Annotated in this window: 12 protein-coding genes and 1 riboswitch; of the genes, 6 read left to right on the top strand and 6 right to left on the bottom strand. The window is 69.8% G+C overall.

Annotated elements, in window-relative coordinates; all coding sequences use genetic code 11:
• The first annotated feature begins 125 nt into the window (after positions 1-125).
• Complete coding sequence (locus tag ABZ860_RS14060) at positions 126-1,292, top strand: MFS transporter (protein ID WP_357219735.1); 1,167 nt, start codon at positions 126-128, stop codon at positions 1,290-1,292.
• A gap of 343 nt (positions 1,293-1,635) precedes the next feature.
• On the top strand, positions 1,636-3,147 hold the full coding sequence (locus tag ABZ860_RS14055) for a sodium:solute symporter family protein (protein ID WP_357219732.1): 1,512 nt from the start codon (positions 1,636-1,638) through the stop codon (positions 3,145-3,147).
• Positions 3,148-3,279: 132 nt separating this feature from the next.
• Here ABZ860_RS14055 and ABZ860_RS14050 read toward each other — a convergent pair whose 3' ends face one another.
• Positions 3,280-5,103, bottom strand: a complete 1,824-nt coding sequence (locus ABZ860_RS14050; protein ID WP_357219729.1) for an acyl-CoA dehydrogenase — start codon at positions 5,101-5,103, stop codon at positions 3,280-3,282.
• 146 nt (positions 5,104-5,249) lie between these two features.
• Positions 5,250-5,322, top strand: a riboswitch (guanidine-III (ykkC-III) riboswitch).
• Between the two features lie 5 nt (positions 5,323-5,327).
• Between ABZ860_RS14050 and ABZ860_RS14045 the strand changes: the two genes are divergently transcribed.
• A complete protein-coding gene (locus tag ABZ860_RS14045) occupies positions 5,328-5,573 on the top strand; it encodes a hypothetical protein (protein WP_357219727.1) in 246 nt (81 codons plus the stop codon).
• Between the two features lie 41 nt (positions 5,574-5,614).
• Positions 5,615-5,992 carry a VOC family protein gene (locus ABZ860_RS14040; RefSeq protein WP_357219724.1) on the top strand — a complete coding sequence of 126 codons (378 nt, stop codon included), beginning with the start codon at positions 5,615-5,617 and terminating at the stop codon, positions 5,990-5,992.
• 2 nt (positions 5,993-5,994) lie between these two features.
• Here the strand turns inward: ABZ860_RS14040 and ABZ860_RS14035 are convergent, their stop codons facing one another.
• Positions 5,995-6,444: a hypothetical protein gene (locus tag ABZ860_RS14035; protein ID WP_357219721.1), complete on the bottom strand. Its 450-nt coding sequence runs from the start codon at positions 6,442-6,444 to the stop codon at positions 5,995-5,997.
• An 86-nt stretch (positions 6,445-6,530) separates the two neighbouring features.
• Between ABZ860_RS14035 and ABZ860_RS14030 the strand changes: the two genes are divergently transcribed.
• The gene (locus tag ABZ860_RS14030) at positions 6,531-6,980 is read left to right on the top strand and encodes a GNAT family N-acetyltransferase (RefSeq protein ID WP_357219718.1); all 450 of its coding nucleotides are present in this window, start codon (positions 6,531-6,533) and stop codon (positions 6,978-6,980) included.
• On the opposite strand, the gene ABZ860_RS14025 is transcribed toward ABZ860_RS14030, so the two are convergent.
• Positions 6,948-8,999 carry a molybdopterin oxidoreductase family protein gene (locus ABZ860_RS14025; RefSeq protein WP_357219715.1) on the bottom strand — a complete coding sequence of 684 codons (2,052 nt, stop codon included), beginning with the start codon at positions 8,997-8,999 and terminating at the stop codon, positions 6,948-6,950. The genes ABZ860_RS14030 and ABZ860_RS14025 overlap by 33 nt on opposite strands.
• A 46-nt stretch (positions 9,000-9,045) precedes the next feature.
• Positions 9,046-9,483, bottom strand: coding sequence for an RpiB/LacA/LacB family sugar-phosphate isomerase (locus tag ABZ860_RS14020; RefSeq protein ID WP_357219712.1), 438 nt, complete (start codon positions 9,481-9,483; stop codon positions 9,046-9,048).
• A gap of 124 nt (positions 9,484-9,607) precedes the next feature.
• Here ABZ860_RS14020 and ABZ860_RS14015 point away from each other — a divergent pair, with 124 nt between their 5' ends.
• Positions 9,608-11,938, top strand: a complete 2,331-nt coding sequence (locus tag ABZ860_RS14015) for a lysylphosphatidylglycerol synthase transmembrane domain-containing protein (protein ID WP_357219709.1) — start codon at positions 9,608-9,610, stop codon at positions 11,936-11,938.
• A 103-nt stretch (positions 11,939-12,041) separates the two neighbouring features.
• Here ABZ860_RS14015 and mgrA read toward each other — a convergent pair whose 3' ends face one another.
• Entirely contained in the window at positions 12,042-13,067 is a 1,026-nt protein-coding gene (mgrA, locus tag ABZ860_RS14010; RefSeq protein ID WP_357219706.1) for an L-glyceraldehyde 3-phosphate reductase, read from the bottom strand.
• Complete coding sequence (locus tag ABZ860_RS14005; RefSeq protein ID WP_357220287.1) at positions 13,064-15,109, bottom strand: S9 family peptidase; 2,046 nt, start codon at positions 15,107-15,109, stop codon at positions 13,064-13,066. The genes mgrA and ABZ860_RS14005 overlap by 4 nt, the downstream gene beginning before the upstream one ends.
• Positions 15,110-15,727 lie beyond the last annotated feature (618 nt).

The raw sequence follows: 15,727 nt of genomic DNA, 5'->3' as shown, positions 1-15,727 counted from the left end.
CCTCCGTACGCGTGTGACAAGACGAGGATACTCCACCTCTGCAATAGCCCGCGCTTGCAAGTATCGCGCGCATGCAACTATTGTGTGCGCGTGCTAACCGCTCATGCAATCGTTGGGGGACGTTCATGCCTCTCGCACTCGTAGCCCTCGCCATCGGGGCCTTCGGGATCGGGACCACCGAGTTCGTGATCACGGGGTTGCTCCCGCAGGTGGCCTCCGACCTCGGCGTCTCCATCCCGACCGTCGGCCTGCTCGTCACGGGCTACGCCCTGGGCGTGGTCGTCGGAGCCCCGCCGATGACCGTGCTGGGGACGACCATGTCCCGCAAGCGCGTGCTGATGCTGCTGATGGGGCTGTTCATCGCCGGCAACCTGCTCTCGGCCCTCGCGCCGGGCTTCGGGGCGATGCTGGCCGGCCGGGTGATCGCCTCGCTGGCGCACGGCGCGTTCTTCGGCATCGGTTCCGTGGTCGCGGCCGAACTGGTCGCCCCGCACCGGAGGGCCGGGGCGATCGCGCTGATGTTCACCGGCCTGACCGTGGCCAACGTCGTCGGCGTCCCCCTGGGCACGCTGGTCGGCCAGGTCGCCGGCTGGCGCATCACCTTCGCCATCGTCGCCGGGCTCGGCGCCGTCGGCCTGATCGGCATCGCCGTGCTCGTGCCCGAGATGCCGCGGCCGGAGGGCGTACGCCTGCGTCACGAAGTGGCCGCACTCCGCGACGTCCAAGTGTTGCTGGCGATGGGCATGACCGTGCTCGGGTTCGGCGGCGTCTTCGCGGCCATCACCTACATCGCGCCGATGATGGTCCAGGTCGCGGGCTACCCCGAAGGGGCGGTCACCTGGCTGCTGGTCCTCTTCGGCCTCGGCATGGTCGCCGGCAACCTCGTCGGCGGGCGGTTCGCCGACCGTGCGCTGATGCCGATGCTGTACGTCTCGCTGGGCGCCCTCGCGGTCGTCCTCGCCGCCTTCACGCTGACCGCGCACAACAAGATCCTCGCCGCGGTGACCGTCGCCCTGATCGGGGCGCTCGGCTTCGCCACCGTGCCGCCGCTGCAGAAGCGCGTGCTCGACCTGGCCCACGGCGCGCCGACGCTGGCCTCGGCGGTCAACATCGGCGCCTTCAACCTCGGCAACGCCCTGAGCTCCTGGCTCGGCGGCCTCGTCATCGCGGCGGGCCTGGGCTACACCGCGCCCAACTGGGTGGGCGCCCTGCTCACCGCCTCCGCGCTCGTGCTCGCCGTCCTGTCCAGCGCCCTCGAGCGCCGCTCCGCCGCGGTGGTCGCGACCGTCTGACCTTCCCTCTCCCGCTCCGAGCCTCTGCGTGCCGTGCCGGACGATCACCGGTGCCAGGCGGTGACGGGTCCGTCGTGTGCCGCGTGCTGGAATCTCACTTCGCCGCACACTTTCACCCCCCACCGTGTGCGAGATCAAGGCCGTTCCTGATAACGATTCAGATACGCGAAGCCGGTTCAGAAACATGAACATGCTGTGACCTGCGTCACGGGCTCGATCCGCTCTCCCGTACGCCCGTGACCTGCGCAGCCGCCATTGACGGCGGGCGGGGGGCGGGCGCATCGTAACGAGGCCAGGCGGTTGTCGGTCCGGGTGCCGCCGTTCACCCGGAGGTACGACGCGCGTGAACCCATTGGACTGGTACGTTCTGGGCGCCTATTTCGTCGTCATGGTGGCGATAGGCGTCTACTCGCACCGGCGCATCGGCAACATCAGTGACTTCTTCACCGCCGGGGGCAAGATGCCCTGGTGGCTGGCCGGCATATCGCACCACATGTCCGGCTACAGCGCCGTCATGTTCACCGGGTACGCCGGCATCGCCTACCTCTACGGCGCCACCTCGTACGTCACCTGGGCCTTCCCGATCGCGATCGGCATCGCGATCGGCTCGGTGCTGTTCGCCCCGAGGCTGAACCGGATCCGGTCGAAGCTCAGGGTCAGCTCGCCGCTGGAGTTCCTCGCCAAGCGGTACAACGTGCCGACCCAGCAGGCGCTCGCCTGGTCGGGCGGCCTGCTGAAGATCGTGGACGTCGGCGCGAAGTGGGCCGCGATCGCCACGCTGCTGTCGACGTTCACCGGCCTGTCGCTCAACCAGGGCATCCTGATCACCGGCGTCGTCACCGCCGTCTACTGCACGGTCGGCGGCCTGTGGGCCGACGCGCTCACCGACTTCGGGCAGTTCGTCATCCAGCTCCTCGCCGGCGTCGTGATGCTGTTCGCCGTCCTCGCCAAGCTCGGCGGGATCGGCGCGGTGGGCGACATGTGGGATCGGCTGCCGCCCGAGCACGCGCAGCCGCTGAACGGCCCGTTCACCGTGACGTTCCTGCTCGCGTTCCTGTTCATCAAGACGTTCGAGTACAACGGCGGCATGTGGAACCAGGCCCAGCGCTACATGGCCGCGCCGACCGCGGCGCAGGCGGCCCGCGGCGCGCGGCTGTCGGCGGTGCTGTGGGCGGTCTGGCCGCTGCTGCTGTTCTTCCCGATGTGGGCCGCGCCGCTGCTGGTCCACGCGACCAAGCCGGACGCGAGCGACTCGTACGCGCTGCTGACCACCCAGCTCATCCCGCACGGACTGCTCGGCCTAGTGATCGCCGGCTTCTTCTCGCACACGATGGCGATGGCCTCCTCCGACGCCAACGCGATCGCCTCGGTCTTCACCCGTGACGTGATCCCGGTGCTGTCCCGCGCGGCGCGGGCGTGGGACACCAGGGCCGCCCTGGTCGCGGCCCGGGTCACCACGGTGGCGTTCATCGCGCTGTCCATGGCGGTGGCCACCCAGGTCAACAGCCCGGTGCTGAAGGACATCATCACGGTCGTCATCAAGTGGGTGGCCGGGCTCATGGGCCCGATCTCGATCCCGCTGCTGCTCGGCATGCTGCCGCTGTTCCGCAGGTCAGGCCCGACGGCCGCGCTGGTCTCGTGGGCGGCCGGTTTGTTCGTCTTCTGGCTCACCAACTACGGCATGAGCGACGTCTCGACCGCCGTGGCGACGGCCGCGCCGGTGGCCACCTCGCTGGTGCTCTTCACGATCATCGGCTTCATCCGCCCGGAGAACACCCCCGAGCGCGAGGAACTGCTCCAGACCGTCAACACCGACGAGGACGGCGCGGCCCGGCCGCTTCCCGCGTCCGCCTGAGTGCGCGTGCCCCCTGACCGCCGCACCGCTTCCCGCGTTCACCTGACCGGCCCGGGGAGCGGTGCGGCCCCGGAACGTGACACGGCCGCCGCACCAGCGCGTGGGCGGCGGCCGTACCGAGTCGGAACCAGATCAGAAGGACTCTTCCGGCAGGTCCATGAGGTCCTGGCCGGTGGCGGCGAGCACGCGGCGCTCGGCCGCCAGGCGGGGCAGCACAGTCTGCGCGAAGAACGAGGCCGCCGCGACCTTGCCCGTGTAGAACGCCTTGTCCTCCTCCGAGGCGGACAGGGCGTTCAGCGCGATCTCGGCCTGACGCAGCAGCAGCCAGCCCAGCACCAGGTCGCCCAGCGCCATGAGGAACCGGGTGGTGTTGAGGCCGACCTTGTAGACCTCCTGCGGCGTCTCCATGGAGGCGATCGCCCAGCCGGCCATCGTGTCGGCCATGGCCTTGACCTCGTCGGCCGCCTCGTCGAGCAGGCCGCGCTCGACCTTCAGCCGTCCGTTGCCCGCCTCGGAGGCGGCGAACGCCTTGACCTCGCCGAGCAGCGATCCCAGCGCCGCGCCCTGATTCTTCAGGACCTTGCGGAAGAACAGGTCCTGGCCCTGGATCGCGGTCGTGCCCTCGTACAGCGAGTCGATCTTCGAGTCGCGGATGTACTGCTCGATCGGGTAGTCCTGCAGGAAGCCCGAGCCGCCGAGCGTCTGCAGCGAGCGGGCCAGCAGCTCGTACGACCGCTCGGAGCCGACGCCCTTGACGAGCGGGAGCAGCAGGTCGTTGAGCGCCTCGGCGGCCTCGTCGCGGCGGCCCTCGAACTCCGCGATCTGGATCTGGTCCTGGATCGTCGCCGTGTAGATGACCAGCGCCCGCATCGCCTCGGCGTACGACTTCTGCAGCATGAGCTCGCGGCGTACGTCGGGATGGTGGGTGATCGCGACGCGCGGGGCGGTCTTGTCGCCCGAGCGGGTGAGGTCGGCGCCCTGGACGCGGTTCTTCGCGAAGTCCAGCGCGTTGAGGTAGCCGGTGGACAGCGTGGCGATGGCCTTGGCGCCCACCATCATGCGGGCGTGCTCGATCACCATGAACATCTGCCGGATGCCGTCGTGCACGTCGCCGACCAGGTAACCGATGGCGGGGTGCTTCTCGCCGAGCGTGAGCTCGCAGGTCGTGGAGACCTTCAGGCCCATCTTCTTCTCGACGTTAGTCACGTACACGCCGTTGCGCTCGCCCAGCTCGCCGGTCTCCAGGTCGACCAGGTACTTCGGCACGAGGAACATCGACAGGCCCTTGGTGCCGGGCCTGGCGCCCTCGGGCCGGGCCAGCACGAGGTGGAAGATGTTCTCGGCCATGTCGTGCTCCGCGCTGGTGATGAAGCGCTTGACGCCCTCGATGTGCCAGGTGCCGTCGGGCTGCCGGATCGCCTTCGTGCGGCCCGCGCCCACGTCGGAGCCGGCGTCGGGCTCGGTCAGCACCATGGTCGCGCCCCAGCGCCGCTCGACGGCCAGCTCGGCGAACCGCTTCTGCTCGGGAGTGCCGAGGTCGAACAGCAGGCGGGCGAAGGCCGGGCCGCAGGCGAACATCCACACGGCGGGGTTGGCGCCGAGCACCATCTCGGCCATGGCCCACACCAGGCTGCGCGGCGCGGTCGTGCCGCCGAGCTCCGGCTGCAGCTCCAGGCGCCACCACTCGGCGTCCACCCAGGCCTGGTAGGAGCGCTTGAAGCTCTCCGGCATGGTCACGCTGTGGGTGGCGGGGTCGAAGACGGGCGGGTGGCGGTCGGCGTCCTCGAACGAGTCGGCGATGGGACCGGTGGCGAGCCGGTTGACCTCGTCCAGCACGCTTCGCGCGGTGTCCTCGTCCACCTCGGCGAACGGGCCCGTGCCGAGGATCTCCCTGCGCCCGAACACCTCGAAGAGGTTGAACTCCAGGTCGCGGAGGTTGCTCTTGTAGTGACCCATCTGTGTGCGCTCCTAGAACCGAACCCGGGGGTAACGTACTGGTCGGTAACTCTAAACGAATGCTACCCGCGGGTAACCGGCGATATCCATGGTCTGTGCCACAGATCGCACGGAATGGTGACGCACAACCGATATGTTCTTGTTGTGAGAAGGCCGTGATCCGCGGTCTTCCCGGACGAGGTGCCCGCCGTACCCGGCCCAGCGAAGACGGTGGGCGGAAGGACATGGACCAAGTTCTGCAGATCGCCGGCGCCGTCCTGATTCTCGGCGCGTTCCTGCTCTCCCAGATGAACGTCCTCGACAACCGCTCGAAGATCTACCTCGTGCTCAACCTCGTCGGCTCCGCGGTGCTCGCGTGGCTCGCGTACGCGGACGACGACTGGGGATTCCTGCTGCTGGAGGGGGTCTGGGCTCTGGTGTCCGCGGCCGGCCTCGTCCGGTCCCTGCGGCCGCGGCGCACGGCGACGTAACCTGCTTGACACCTTTACCGGTGTCGCGATTGGCTGGGCGCGTGATTGAGATCCACACGATGACGATCGACTGCGCCCGGCCGTACGAGCTGGCCCAGTGGTGGAGCGAGGCCCTGGGCTGGCCGCTCGTCGACTCCGAACCGGAGGACGACGAGGTCATGCTGGACCGTCCGGACGGCCCTCCGCACCTGCTTTTCATCCGGGTGCCGGAGGGCAAGACGGTCAAGAACCGCCTGCACCTCGACATGAGGCCCGCCGGGGACGGGACCCGCGACCAGGAGGTGGAGCGGCTGCTCGCGCTCGGGGCCAAGCCGTACGAGGACCACCGGACGCCGGACGGCGCCGGATGGGTCACTCTCCTCGACCCCGAGGGCAACGAGTTCTGCGTCTGCCGGAGCGCGGCGGAGCGAGAGGCCTGAGATCAGACGCTCTTGGCCCGGCCGCGCATCGAGAACGTGAGGACGGCGGTGATCAGCAGCACGAGCACGCCGCCGCACAGCGCGTCCCAGGCCGAGCCGAAGAGGCCCTCGCGGTCGATCACGAGCTGCACCGGGTACATGAGGGCCGCCGCGCCGAGGCCGGGGTAGAGCGAGAAGCGCCAGGGGTGGCGCAGCGCCCACAGACGGGCCTGCCGTGTCACCCGGTCGCCGACGTCCGGCTTGGAGATCGCGCCGATCGCCGCGACGAGGGCGAACACGGTGATTCCCGCGCACAGGGCCCAGGTCAGGTCGGCCGGGCCGGGCAGGATGACGCCCAGGAGGAAGCTCGTGGCCGCGACCGCCCCACCGGACGTCGCCGCGGCCCGCCAGGGCGCGCCGCGCAGGGCCGCGCCGGCCAAGGACATCTCGTCCATGCGGGTCAGTTCGTTCATGACTACAGCGTGCCTTTCCGGGCGTTTCGTCGGCATCGGGGAAGTCCCTGAGCCGCCCCTGACGCCACCCGGTTAGGCTCCCCGGCATGGATCTGCACTTCCGTACGGCCCGGCGCGAGGACGTCCCCGTCATCGTGGCCATGATCAACGAGGACCCGATCACCGCCTCCCGCCCGTCTTCCGGGGAGCCGGACTACTACGCCGCCTTCGAGGCGGTGGACGCCGACCCGCGCAACGAGTTGATCGTCGTGGAGTCGGGCGACGAGGTGGTCGGGACCATGCAGATCACCTACATCCCCGGGCTGTCGCGGCGGGGCGGCGAGCGCGCGCTGATCGAGGCGGTCAGGGTCGCCGTGCCGCACCGCAACCGCGGAATCGGCCGCGAGATGATGCGGTGGGCGATCGAGCGGGCCCGGGAGCGCGGCTGCGCGCTGGTGCAGCTCACCTCCGACAAGGCCCGCACCGAGGCCCACCGCTTCTACGGCTCGCTCGGCTTCGCCGCCTCACACGAGGGGTTCAAGCTCCTCCTCGCCTGACAGCGGGGCCACGTCGACGAAGTTGTCGTGGTAGACCGGGCCCCGGCCCATGTCGGCGTCCCGCTCGTCCACCAGCGCGTTGGGGTTGGCGCCGGCCGACAGCTTCGGCCAGTGGCCCTTCGGCGCCGCCACCACCCCCTGCGCCACCCGGTCGCTGACCTCCACGTACGCCCGGAACTCGCCGTTGCCGTTGAAGACCCGGGCGGCCTGCCCGTCCACGAGCCCACGCGCCGCGGCGTCGGCGGGATTCACCAGCACCCGCGGGCCCTTGGACCGCTTGCGCAGCTCCGGATTGTTGGCGAACTGCGTGTTCAGGAACGTGTGCGCGGCCGGGGTGATCATGACGAGCGGGTGCGGCCGGTCGGCGGGAGCCGTACGGGCGGTGAACGAGGGCACGTAGCCCGCCACGCGCGGCAGCCCGGCCGCCTCGGCCTTCTCCGAGGCGAACTCCAGCCGCCCGCTCGGGGTCGGGAAGCCCTCCGTGAACGGCACGAACGGGTCGGCCACCGGAAGCCGGGCCCACCCCTGCTTGCGGCACTCCTCCACGGAGATCCCCGCCTGGGCGAGCGTCTGCTCGGCCAGTTCGAGGTCGCTGTCGTACAGGGACGGCTCGGTCAGGCCCATCAGCCGGGCGAGCCGCCGGAAGGTCTCGGTCGTGGACAGGCACTCGCCCGGCGGCTCGACCGCGGGCTCGTTCCACACCATGTACATGTGCCCGTAGCCGTGGTGCACGTCCAGGTGCTCGATCTGCATGGTCGCGGGCAGCACGTAGTCGGCGTAGTCGACCGTGTCGGTCGGGAACTGCTCCATGACCACCGTGAACAGGTCCTCGCGCGCCAGCGCCGCCCTGATCCGGTTCTGGTCGGAGGTGGAGCCGACCGGGTTGGCCGCGTAGACCCAGAGGCACTTGACCGACTCGTCCAGCCCGTCGGCCAGCCGGGTCATCGTGAGCGTACGCACGGGGTGGGGGAGCAGGTCGTCGCGCGGATCGGGGCCCGTGGGGGCGTATCCCGAGGTGGAGTAGGCCACGCCGCCGCCGGGGTGGCGCCAGTCGCCGGTGACGCCCGGAATGCAGGCGATCACCCGCATCGCGGCCCCGCCGCCGGCGTGTCGCTGGATGCCCATCGTGGCCCGGATCCCGGTCGGCCGGGTGTGCGCGAGCCGTACGCCGAGGGCGCGGATGCGGTCCTCGGGCAGTCCGGTGATCTCCGCGACCAGCGCCGGGGGATGCCTGCGGATCTCGGCCTCGAACTCGTCCCAGCCGGTCGTGTGCTCCTCGATGTACGCGCGGTCCTCCGCGCCCTCCTCCAGCACGACGTGCAGCAGGCCGAGAGCGAGCGCGGCGTCGGTGCCCGGCCGGATCGGCAGGTGCTCGTCCGCCTGGTCGGCCGTACGCGTGCGGATGGGGTCGATCGCCACGACGTAGGCCCCGGCGGCGCGGGCGTCCTGGACGAACTTCCACAGGTGGTGGCCGCTGGTCAGCGTGTTGGTGCCCCACAGCAGGATGAGCCGCGACAGGGCGAATGTTTCGGGGTCCATGCCGCCGGGTGTCCCGTTGACGTACCGCAGCCCGTCGTTGCCGGCCCGCGCGCAGATGTTGAGGTCGTGCCGCGACGCGCCGAGGGCGTTCCAGAACCGCCGCCCGGCCTGGCCCGACTCGCCCTGGACGTAGCCGAGCGTCCCGGTGCCCTGGTAGGGCCAGATCGCCTCGCCGCCGTGCTCCTCGACGATCGACGTCAGCTTGGCGGCGATCTCCGACAGCGCCTGGTCCAGGCTGATCCGCTCGAACCGGCCGGAGCCCTTCGGCCCCACCCTCTTCAACGGGTAAAGGATGCGGTCGGCCGACCGCACCTGCTCCAGGTAGCGGTTGACCTTCACGCACAGGGCCCCGCGCGTGTAGGGGTGGTCGCGGTTGCCGCGCAGCCCGACGGCCTCGCCGTCGCGCACGGTGACGACCCAGGAACAGGTGTCGGGACAGTCGAGCGGACAGGCGCCGAGGACGGGTAGCGACGTGCTCATGCCATCGACGTTAGCGTGCCGCACCCCGCTGTTCCCCCGGCGGTCTCTACCGGATTTCGCCGACGTGCGCGATGTTCGCGGCGTCCTCGGGATCGGTGCTGGGCGCCCCGGAGAACCAGGCGTCCAGAATCTCCGTCAGAACCTGCCGGGAGGTGAGGCGGAGACTCAGCGCGAGCACGTTGGCGTCGTTCCACGTGCGGGCGCCCGCGGCGGTGGCGGCGTCGGTGCACAGCGCCGCCCGCACGCCCGCTACCTTGTTTGCCGCTATGGACGCGCCGGTGCCGGTCCAGCAACAGACCAGGGCCTGGTCCGCGCGGCCCTCCGCGACGTCCCTCGCCGCGGCGGAACAGCACCAGGCCCAATCGGCCCGGTCACCCGGGGCCAGCGCTCCATAGAGTGTGACTGAATGGCCGCGCCGTTCCACCTCGGCGACGAGCACCGACGCGATCCCGTCGAGGCTGTCCGAGGCCAGGGATATACGCATGCCGTCAATTGTGGACACCGAGTGCGAAGATCGCACAGAATCGCTGGTGGTGAGAGGCATAAAGGAGCAGGACATAACGCTGGACACTCCTGGCCAAGGAGCTGTCCTCGTCGTCGAGCCTCTGTTGCCGCAGCGCATCCGCCGTCCTTCCGACGCACTGCGGTTCCTGCTCACGCTGCTGGCCCTCGCCGCCGTCGTGCTGATGGCCCTGGCCCTGCAGCGCACGCTGAACGGCCTGGAGACCGACGTCCAGGCGGGCACCGGCCGCGCCCCCGAGGTGCTGTCGGCCGCCGCCGGGCTGCTGGGCGGCGTCGCCGTGCTGATCGTCCCGGTCGCGTTCGCCGTCGAGCGGGTCTTCCACCGCGACGGCATGCGGGTCACCCAGGGGCTGATCGCCGCGATCCTCGCCCTGCTCGTGTCGTACGCGCTGGACGAGTGGCTGGTCAAGGCGGGCCCGGCCGATCTGGTGCAGCTGCTCACCGGCGGCAGGGACGTCGAGCCGCTCAACACCGTGCTCACCCCCGCCATCGCGTACGCCACGGCGGTGCGGATGAGCCGGCGTCCCCACTGGCGGGCGCTCATGTGGGTCGCGCTCGCCCTGGACGTGTTCGCGCTCTTCACCGCCACCAAGGTCACCGCCCTCGGCGTGATCATGACGTACGTCGTCGGCCTCGCCGTCGGGTTCGGCACGCTCTACGGCATCGGCAGCGCGAACACCAGACCGCCCGGCAGCGCCGTGCTGGCCGCGCTGCGCAAGCTCGGCTTCACGCCGGTCAGCGCCAGGCGGGTGGAGGACGACAGCTCGGGCAGCCGCCGTTACCTGGTCGGCCTCGCCGACGACCGGCGGATCGACGTGACCGTGCTCGACCGCGACCGGCAGGTGGCGGGAGTGCTCTACCGGCTGTGGCGGCGCTTCCTGCTCAACAACGAGACCCGCCGCAGGGCCATCCGCTCACTGCGCGCGGAGCTGGAGCGCGAGGCGCTGATGGCGTACGCCGCGCAGGCCGCCGGGGTGCGGCTGCCGCGCCTGCTCGGCACGAGCGAGGTCGGCACCGAGGCCGCGCTGCTCGCCTACGAGCACGTGGACACCCGGCCCGTGAGCGATCTGCAGGACGAGGACATCGACGACGAGCTGCTGACGCGGATGTGGGAGCAGGTCCGGCTGCTGCACGCGCACCGCCTGGCGCACCGCCACCTCACCGGCGAGAGCATCCACGTCGACGCCCACCGGAACGTCTACCTCGTGGACGCCCGCAGCGGCGAGATCGCGGCGGGCGACCTGCTGCTGCGGCTCGACATCGCCCAGCTCCTCGCCTACCTCGGCACCCGGGTGGGAGCCGAACGCTCCGTCGGGTCTGCGGCGAAGGTGCTGGGCGACAACACGCTGGCCGGGGCGATGCCGCTGCTCCAGCGGATCGCACTGAGCCGTGACACCCGGACGGCGGCCCGCCGGGACAGGAAGCTCCTGCCCGCCATCCGTGAGCAGATCACCGCGCTCAAGCCGCAGGTCGAGGTCGAGGAGGTGCGGCTCGAGCGGTTCCGCCCCCGGACGCTGGTGACGATCATCGTCAGCACGCTCGGCGCCTACCTCCTGCTCTCCCAGCTGAGCCGGGTCAACCTGATCAGCGTGATCACCACGGCGAACTGGGCGTGGAGCGGCGTCGCACTGGTCGCCGGCGCCCTCAGCTACGTCGCGGCGGCGATCATGCTGCGCGGGTTCGTGCCCGAGCCGCTGCCGCTCGGCCGCACGGTCCTGGCCCAGCTCGCCGCGTCGTTCGTGAAGCTGGTCGCGCCCGCCGCGGTCGGCGGCGTCGCGCTCAACACCCGCTACCTGCAGAAACGAGGCGTCCCGCCGGCCGCGGCGGTGACCAGCGTCGGCGCTTCGCAGCTCATCGGCCTGGCCATGCACATCATGCTGCTGCTGCTGTTCGGCTACCTCACCGGAACGCAGGCCGCACCGTCCCTCACCCCGTCACGGGGCCTGCTCGTCGTGCTGCTCGCCATCGCCGTGCTCATCCTGATCGTGCTCGCCGTACGGCCGTTGCGCCGCATGCTGACCACCCGCCTGCGGGCGATGTTCTCGGGCGTGATTCCCCGGCTGCTCGACGTGGTGCAGTCGCCCAAGAAGATCTTCGAGGCGGTGGGCGGGACCCTGCTGCTCACCCTCAGCTTCGTGATCTGCCTTGAGGCGTGCGTCCAGGCGTTCGGCGGCAAGGCCAGCTTCACGGCGGTCGCCGTGGTGTTCCTGGCCGGCAACGCCATCGGCTCGGCCGCGCCGACGCCCGGCGGGCTGGGCGCGGTGGAGTACGCCCTGTCGCTCGGCCTGCAGGTCGCCGGCGTGCCCGGCCCCATCGCCACCTCGGCCGTGCTGCTGTTCCGGCTGATGACGTTCTGGCTCCCCGTCCTACCCGGCTGGGCCTCCTTCGCCTACCTCCAGCGTCAGAACGCTCTGTGAACCGCCGGCGGCCGGCGCGGTGCCTGGGCACCAGGGATCACGAACGTGGGGTCACAAGCCGCGGTGCCGGCCTGCCGCCCGGCGCACCGCGGCTTGTGGACGCTCATTCCGCGCTGGACGCGGCCCAGAGATTGATCCCGCACTCGACCGCGTCCTTGTCGATCGCGTCCAGCTCGTCCTGCGTGAAGTCGAGCCGGTTGATCGCGTCGAGGCTGTCGTCGAGTTGCTCGACGCTGCTCGCGCCGATCAGCACCGACGTCACCCGCGGGTCGCGAAGCGCCCAGGCCAGGGCCATCTGTGCCAGCGACTGCCCGCGCTGTCCGGCGATCTCGTTGAGCCGCCGGACATGGCGCAGGCTCTCCTCGGTCAGCAGCGACGGATCGAGCGACTTGCCCTGGGCCGCCCGCGAGTCCTTCGGGATGCCCTTCAGATAGCGGTCGGTCAGCATGCCCTGTGCCAGCGGAGAGAACGCGATGCAGCCGGCTCCCTCCTCCTCCAGCACGTCGAGCAGCCCGTTCTCGATCCACCGGTTGAGCATCGAGTAGGAGGGCTGGTGGATGAGCAACGGCGTGCCCATCTCCCGCAGGATCGCCGCGGCCTGCCGGGTCCGCTCCGGGGAGTAGGACGAAATGCCCGCGTAGAGCGCCTTGCCCGAGCGGACCGCGTGGGCGAGCGCCCCCATGGTCTCCTCCAGGGGCGTCTCCGGATCGAAACGGTGGCTGTAGAAGATGTCCACGTAGTCGAGGCCCATCCGCTTCAGCGACTGGTCGAGGCTCGCGAGCAGATACTTGCGCGATCCCCAGTTGCCGTACGGGCCGGGCCACATGTCGTACCCCGCCTTGGTGGAGATCACCAGCTCGTCGCGGTACCTGGCGAAGTCCTGCTGGTAGAGGTGCCCAAAGTTGATCTCAGCGGAGCCGTACGGCGGACCGTAGTTGTTCGCGAGGTCGAAGTGGGTGACTCCGCGGTCGAAGGCCCGGCGGAGGATGGCCCGCTGGGTCTCGATCGGCTTGTCGTCGCCGAAGTTGTGCCACAACCCGAGCGACACCGCGGGCAGCCTCAGCCCGCTCCGTCCGGTCCGGTTGTACGGCATGGGCCCATACCGGCCCTCGGCAGCCACATAGCTCACTCGGTCACTCCAACTCGGTCGAGGATCCAGGAGAGCGCGAACGCCTCCTCACGCCAGGCGTCGTAACGGCCGCTGCGGCCGCCGTGTCCGGCGCCCATCTCGGTCTTCAACAGGAACGGGCCGCCCTGCGCGGTCGCGCGGAGCCGGGCGATCCACTTGGCCGGCTCGTGGTAGAGCACCCGCGTGTCGTTGAGGCTGGTGGTCGCCAGGATCGGCGGGTATGGCCGGCCGTCGACGTTCTCGTAGGGCGAGTAGGACTTCATGTACGCGTAGACCTCGGGGTCGTGCAGCGGGTCGCCCCACTCGTCCCACTCGGTCACCGTGAGCGGCAGCGACGGGTCGAGGATCGTGTTCAGCGCGTCCACGAACGGGACCTCGGCGACGACCCCCGCGAACTCCTCCGGCGCCAGGTTGGCGACCGCGCCCACGAGCAGACCACCGGCCGAGCCGCCCCTGGCGATGATCTTGTCGGACCATCCCTCGGCCTTCAGATGCCGGGCGGACGCCACGAAGTCGGTAAAGCTGTTCTTCTTCCTGGTCAGCTTGCCGTCCTCGTACCACCGGCGGCCCATCTCGCCGCCCCCGCGCACATGGGCGATCGCGAACACGAGCCCTCGGTCCAGCAGCGAGAGCCGGGCCACGGAGAAGTAGGGATCGATGGACGACTCGTAGCTGCCGTAGCCGTAGAGCAGGGTGGGCGCGGGCCGGCTCGTGTCCTTCCGGACCACGATCGAGATCGGGATCCTGGTGCCGTCCGGGGCGGTGGCCCACTCGCGGAACTGCTCGTAGTCGGCCGGGTCGTAGCCGCCGAGCACCGCCCTCTGCTTGAGCAGGATCAGCTCGCGCGAGCGCAGGTCGTAGTCGTACACCGACGGCGGGGTGACCATGGACGTGTAGCTGAGACGCAGCCGGCTGGTCTCGAACTCCGCGTTGCCGGTCGGCGCCACGTCGTACAGCGGCTCAGGGAAGGAGATCTCGTAGGGCTCGCCGCCGTCGCCCGGCAGGATCCGGACTCCGGTGAGGCCGTCACGGCGGAAGTGCACGCTGACGAAGTCCTTGAACGCGTCCACATCGAGCAGCCGCGTGTCGTCCCTGTGCTCGATCAGCGGAGTCCAGCTCCCCGGATCGTCGATCGGAGCGGTGGCGAGCTCGAAGTTCACGGCGCCGTCGTTGTGCAGGACGAGGAAGCGGTCGCCCGCGTGCTCCAGCGCGTACTCCACGCCGGTCTGCCGGGGCCGCACCACCGCGAACTCGCCCTCGGGGCTGTCCGCGTCGAGGACCCGCACCTCACTGGTGATCTTGCTGCCCGAGGTCAGCACCAGGTAGCGCTGGCTGCGAGTCAGGCCGATGCCCACCCAGAAGCGCTCGTCGTCCTCCTGGTGGACCACGACGTCATCGGCCGAGCCGAGCGTGTGCCGGTGAATCCGGTACGGACGCCACGCCTCGTCCACGGTCGTGTAGAAGAACGTGGAGCCGTCGGCCGACCAGGCGCCGCCGTAGAAGACTCCCGGAATCTCGTCCGGGAGCAGTTCGCCCGTCTCCAGGTCCTTGAACCGGAGAGTGAAACGCTCGTCTCCGGAGAAGTCGGTCGAGTAGGCGAGCTTCGTGCCGTCGGGGCTGACCGCACTCGTGCCCATGGAGAAGAAGGGGCTGTCCCCGGCGAGCTCGTTGCCGTCAAGGATCACCTGCTCGCCCGGAAGCGACGTGCCCGGCTCCAGTTGCGGCGGGCTGTCGCCGTCGGCGGCCACGCGGCACTGGATGCCGTACTGCTTGCCCTCTTCGGTCCGGGAGTAGTACCACCAGGCGCCCTTGCGGGTGGGCACCGACAGGTCCGTCTCCAGCGTCCTGCCCTTGATCTCCTTGAAGATGTGCTCCTGGAGGTCCTGCAGGTGGCCGGTCATCTCCTGGGTGTAGGCGTTCTCCGCCTCCAGATACGCGATGGTGTCGGGGTCGTCCTTCTTGAGCAGCCACGCATACTCGTCGACCACGGTGTCACCGTGGTGCGTGCGCTCCAGGGAAACCTTCTTCGCTACAGGCGGCATGTCGCTCACCCGCCAAAGTCTATGTACGGCATGGTCTCGCCAAGCCGCCTCGCCGCCGCCTGTGGACAACCTCTGACCGGGGACAAGGGGCCCACGGCCGGCGCGTCGCGGTCCGACGCCTCTGGGGCGAGGCGGGCGGAATACATCCGGGACTCCAGGCGTTTGTCACGAGCCGGGTCATGGCGGTGCCGGACCCTGGTAATCTTGTGGTGTCGGCGCGGTTCGGCGCACTCCTCTTCGATCACTTCGGTGGTTGTGTTGTGTGTGCGGGCTGGTTGTCGGTGGCTCCTCGTGCTTATTGATCTTCTGGGTTGGTGGTTTTGCGCCGGGCTGGGGGTTCGGGTAAGTTAGAGGGGTTGCCCCGGAAACGGGGTGGTCGAATTCCTGTCGGTCGGCGGGTTTCGGGTCAAGTAGTCCCGGTGGGGCGGATTTGACACGAAAGAGCCGGTCGGGAAGAATTAAGACCAGCAAGACAAAAGAAAAACAAACGGTGAAACGCCCCGGAGCGTGGGACCTTCTCGGAGGGTTTCGGGTGATGGTGGTCGCGTCCGTTTCTTGAGAACTCAACAGTGTGCTAAAAGCCAGTGCATGAATCATGCATGACCCCGTCTACCGGTG

Source organism: Microbispora sp. NPDC046973 (genome assembly GCF_040644495.1).
Taxonomy (GTDB): domain Bacteria; phylum Actinomycetota; class Actinomycetes; order Streptosporangiales; family Streptosporangiaceae; genus Microbispora.
This window is presented reverse-complemented; position numbering and strand designations above follow the sequence as displayed.

Coding starts and splice junctions, on each gene's coding strand:
- ABZ860_RS14035 (WP_357219721.1), bottom strand. CDS start 6,444: ATGAACGAACTGACCCGCATGGACGAGATGTCCTTGGCCGGCGCGGCC.
- ABZ860_RS14060 (WP_357219735.1), top strand. CDS start 126: ATGCCTCTCGCACTCGTAGCCCTCGCCATCGGGGCCTTCGGGATCGGG.
- ABZ860_RS14045 (WP_357219727.1), top strand. CDS start 5,328: ATGGACCAAGTTCTGCAGATCGCCGGCGCCGTCCTGATTCTCGGCGCG.
- ABZ860_RS14005 (WP_357220287.1), bottom strand. CDS start 15,109: ATGCCGCCTGTAGCGAAGAAGGTTTCCCTGGAGCGCACGCACCACGGT.
- ABZ860_RS14025 (WP_357219715.1), bottom strand. CDS start 8,999: ATGAGCACGTCGCTACCCGTCCTCGGCGCCTGTCCGCTCGACTGTCCC.
- ABZ860_RS14050 (WP_357219729.1), bottom strand. CDS start 5,103: ATGGGTCACTACAAGAGCAACCTCCGCGACCTGGAGTTCAACCTCTTC.
- ABZ860_RS14020 (WP_357219712.1), bottom strand. CDS start 9,483: ATGCGTATATCCCTGGCCTCGGACAGCCTCGACGGGATCGCGTCGGTG.
- ABZ860_RS14030 (WP_357219718.1), top strand. CDS start 6,531: ATGGATCTGCACTTCCGTACGGCCCGGCGCGAGGACGTCCCCGTCATC.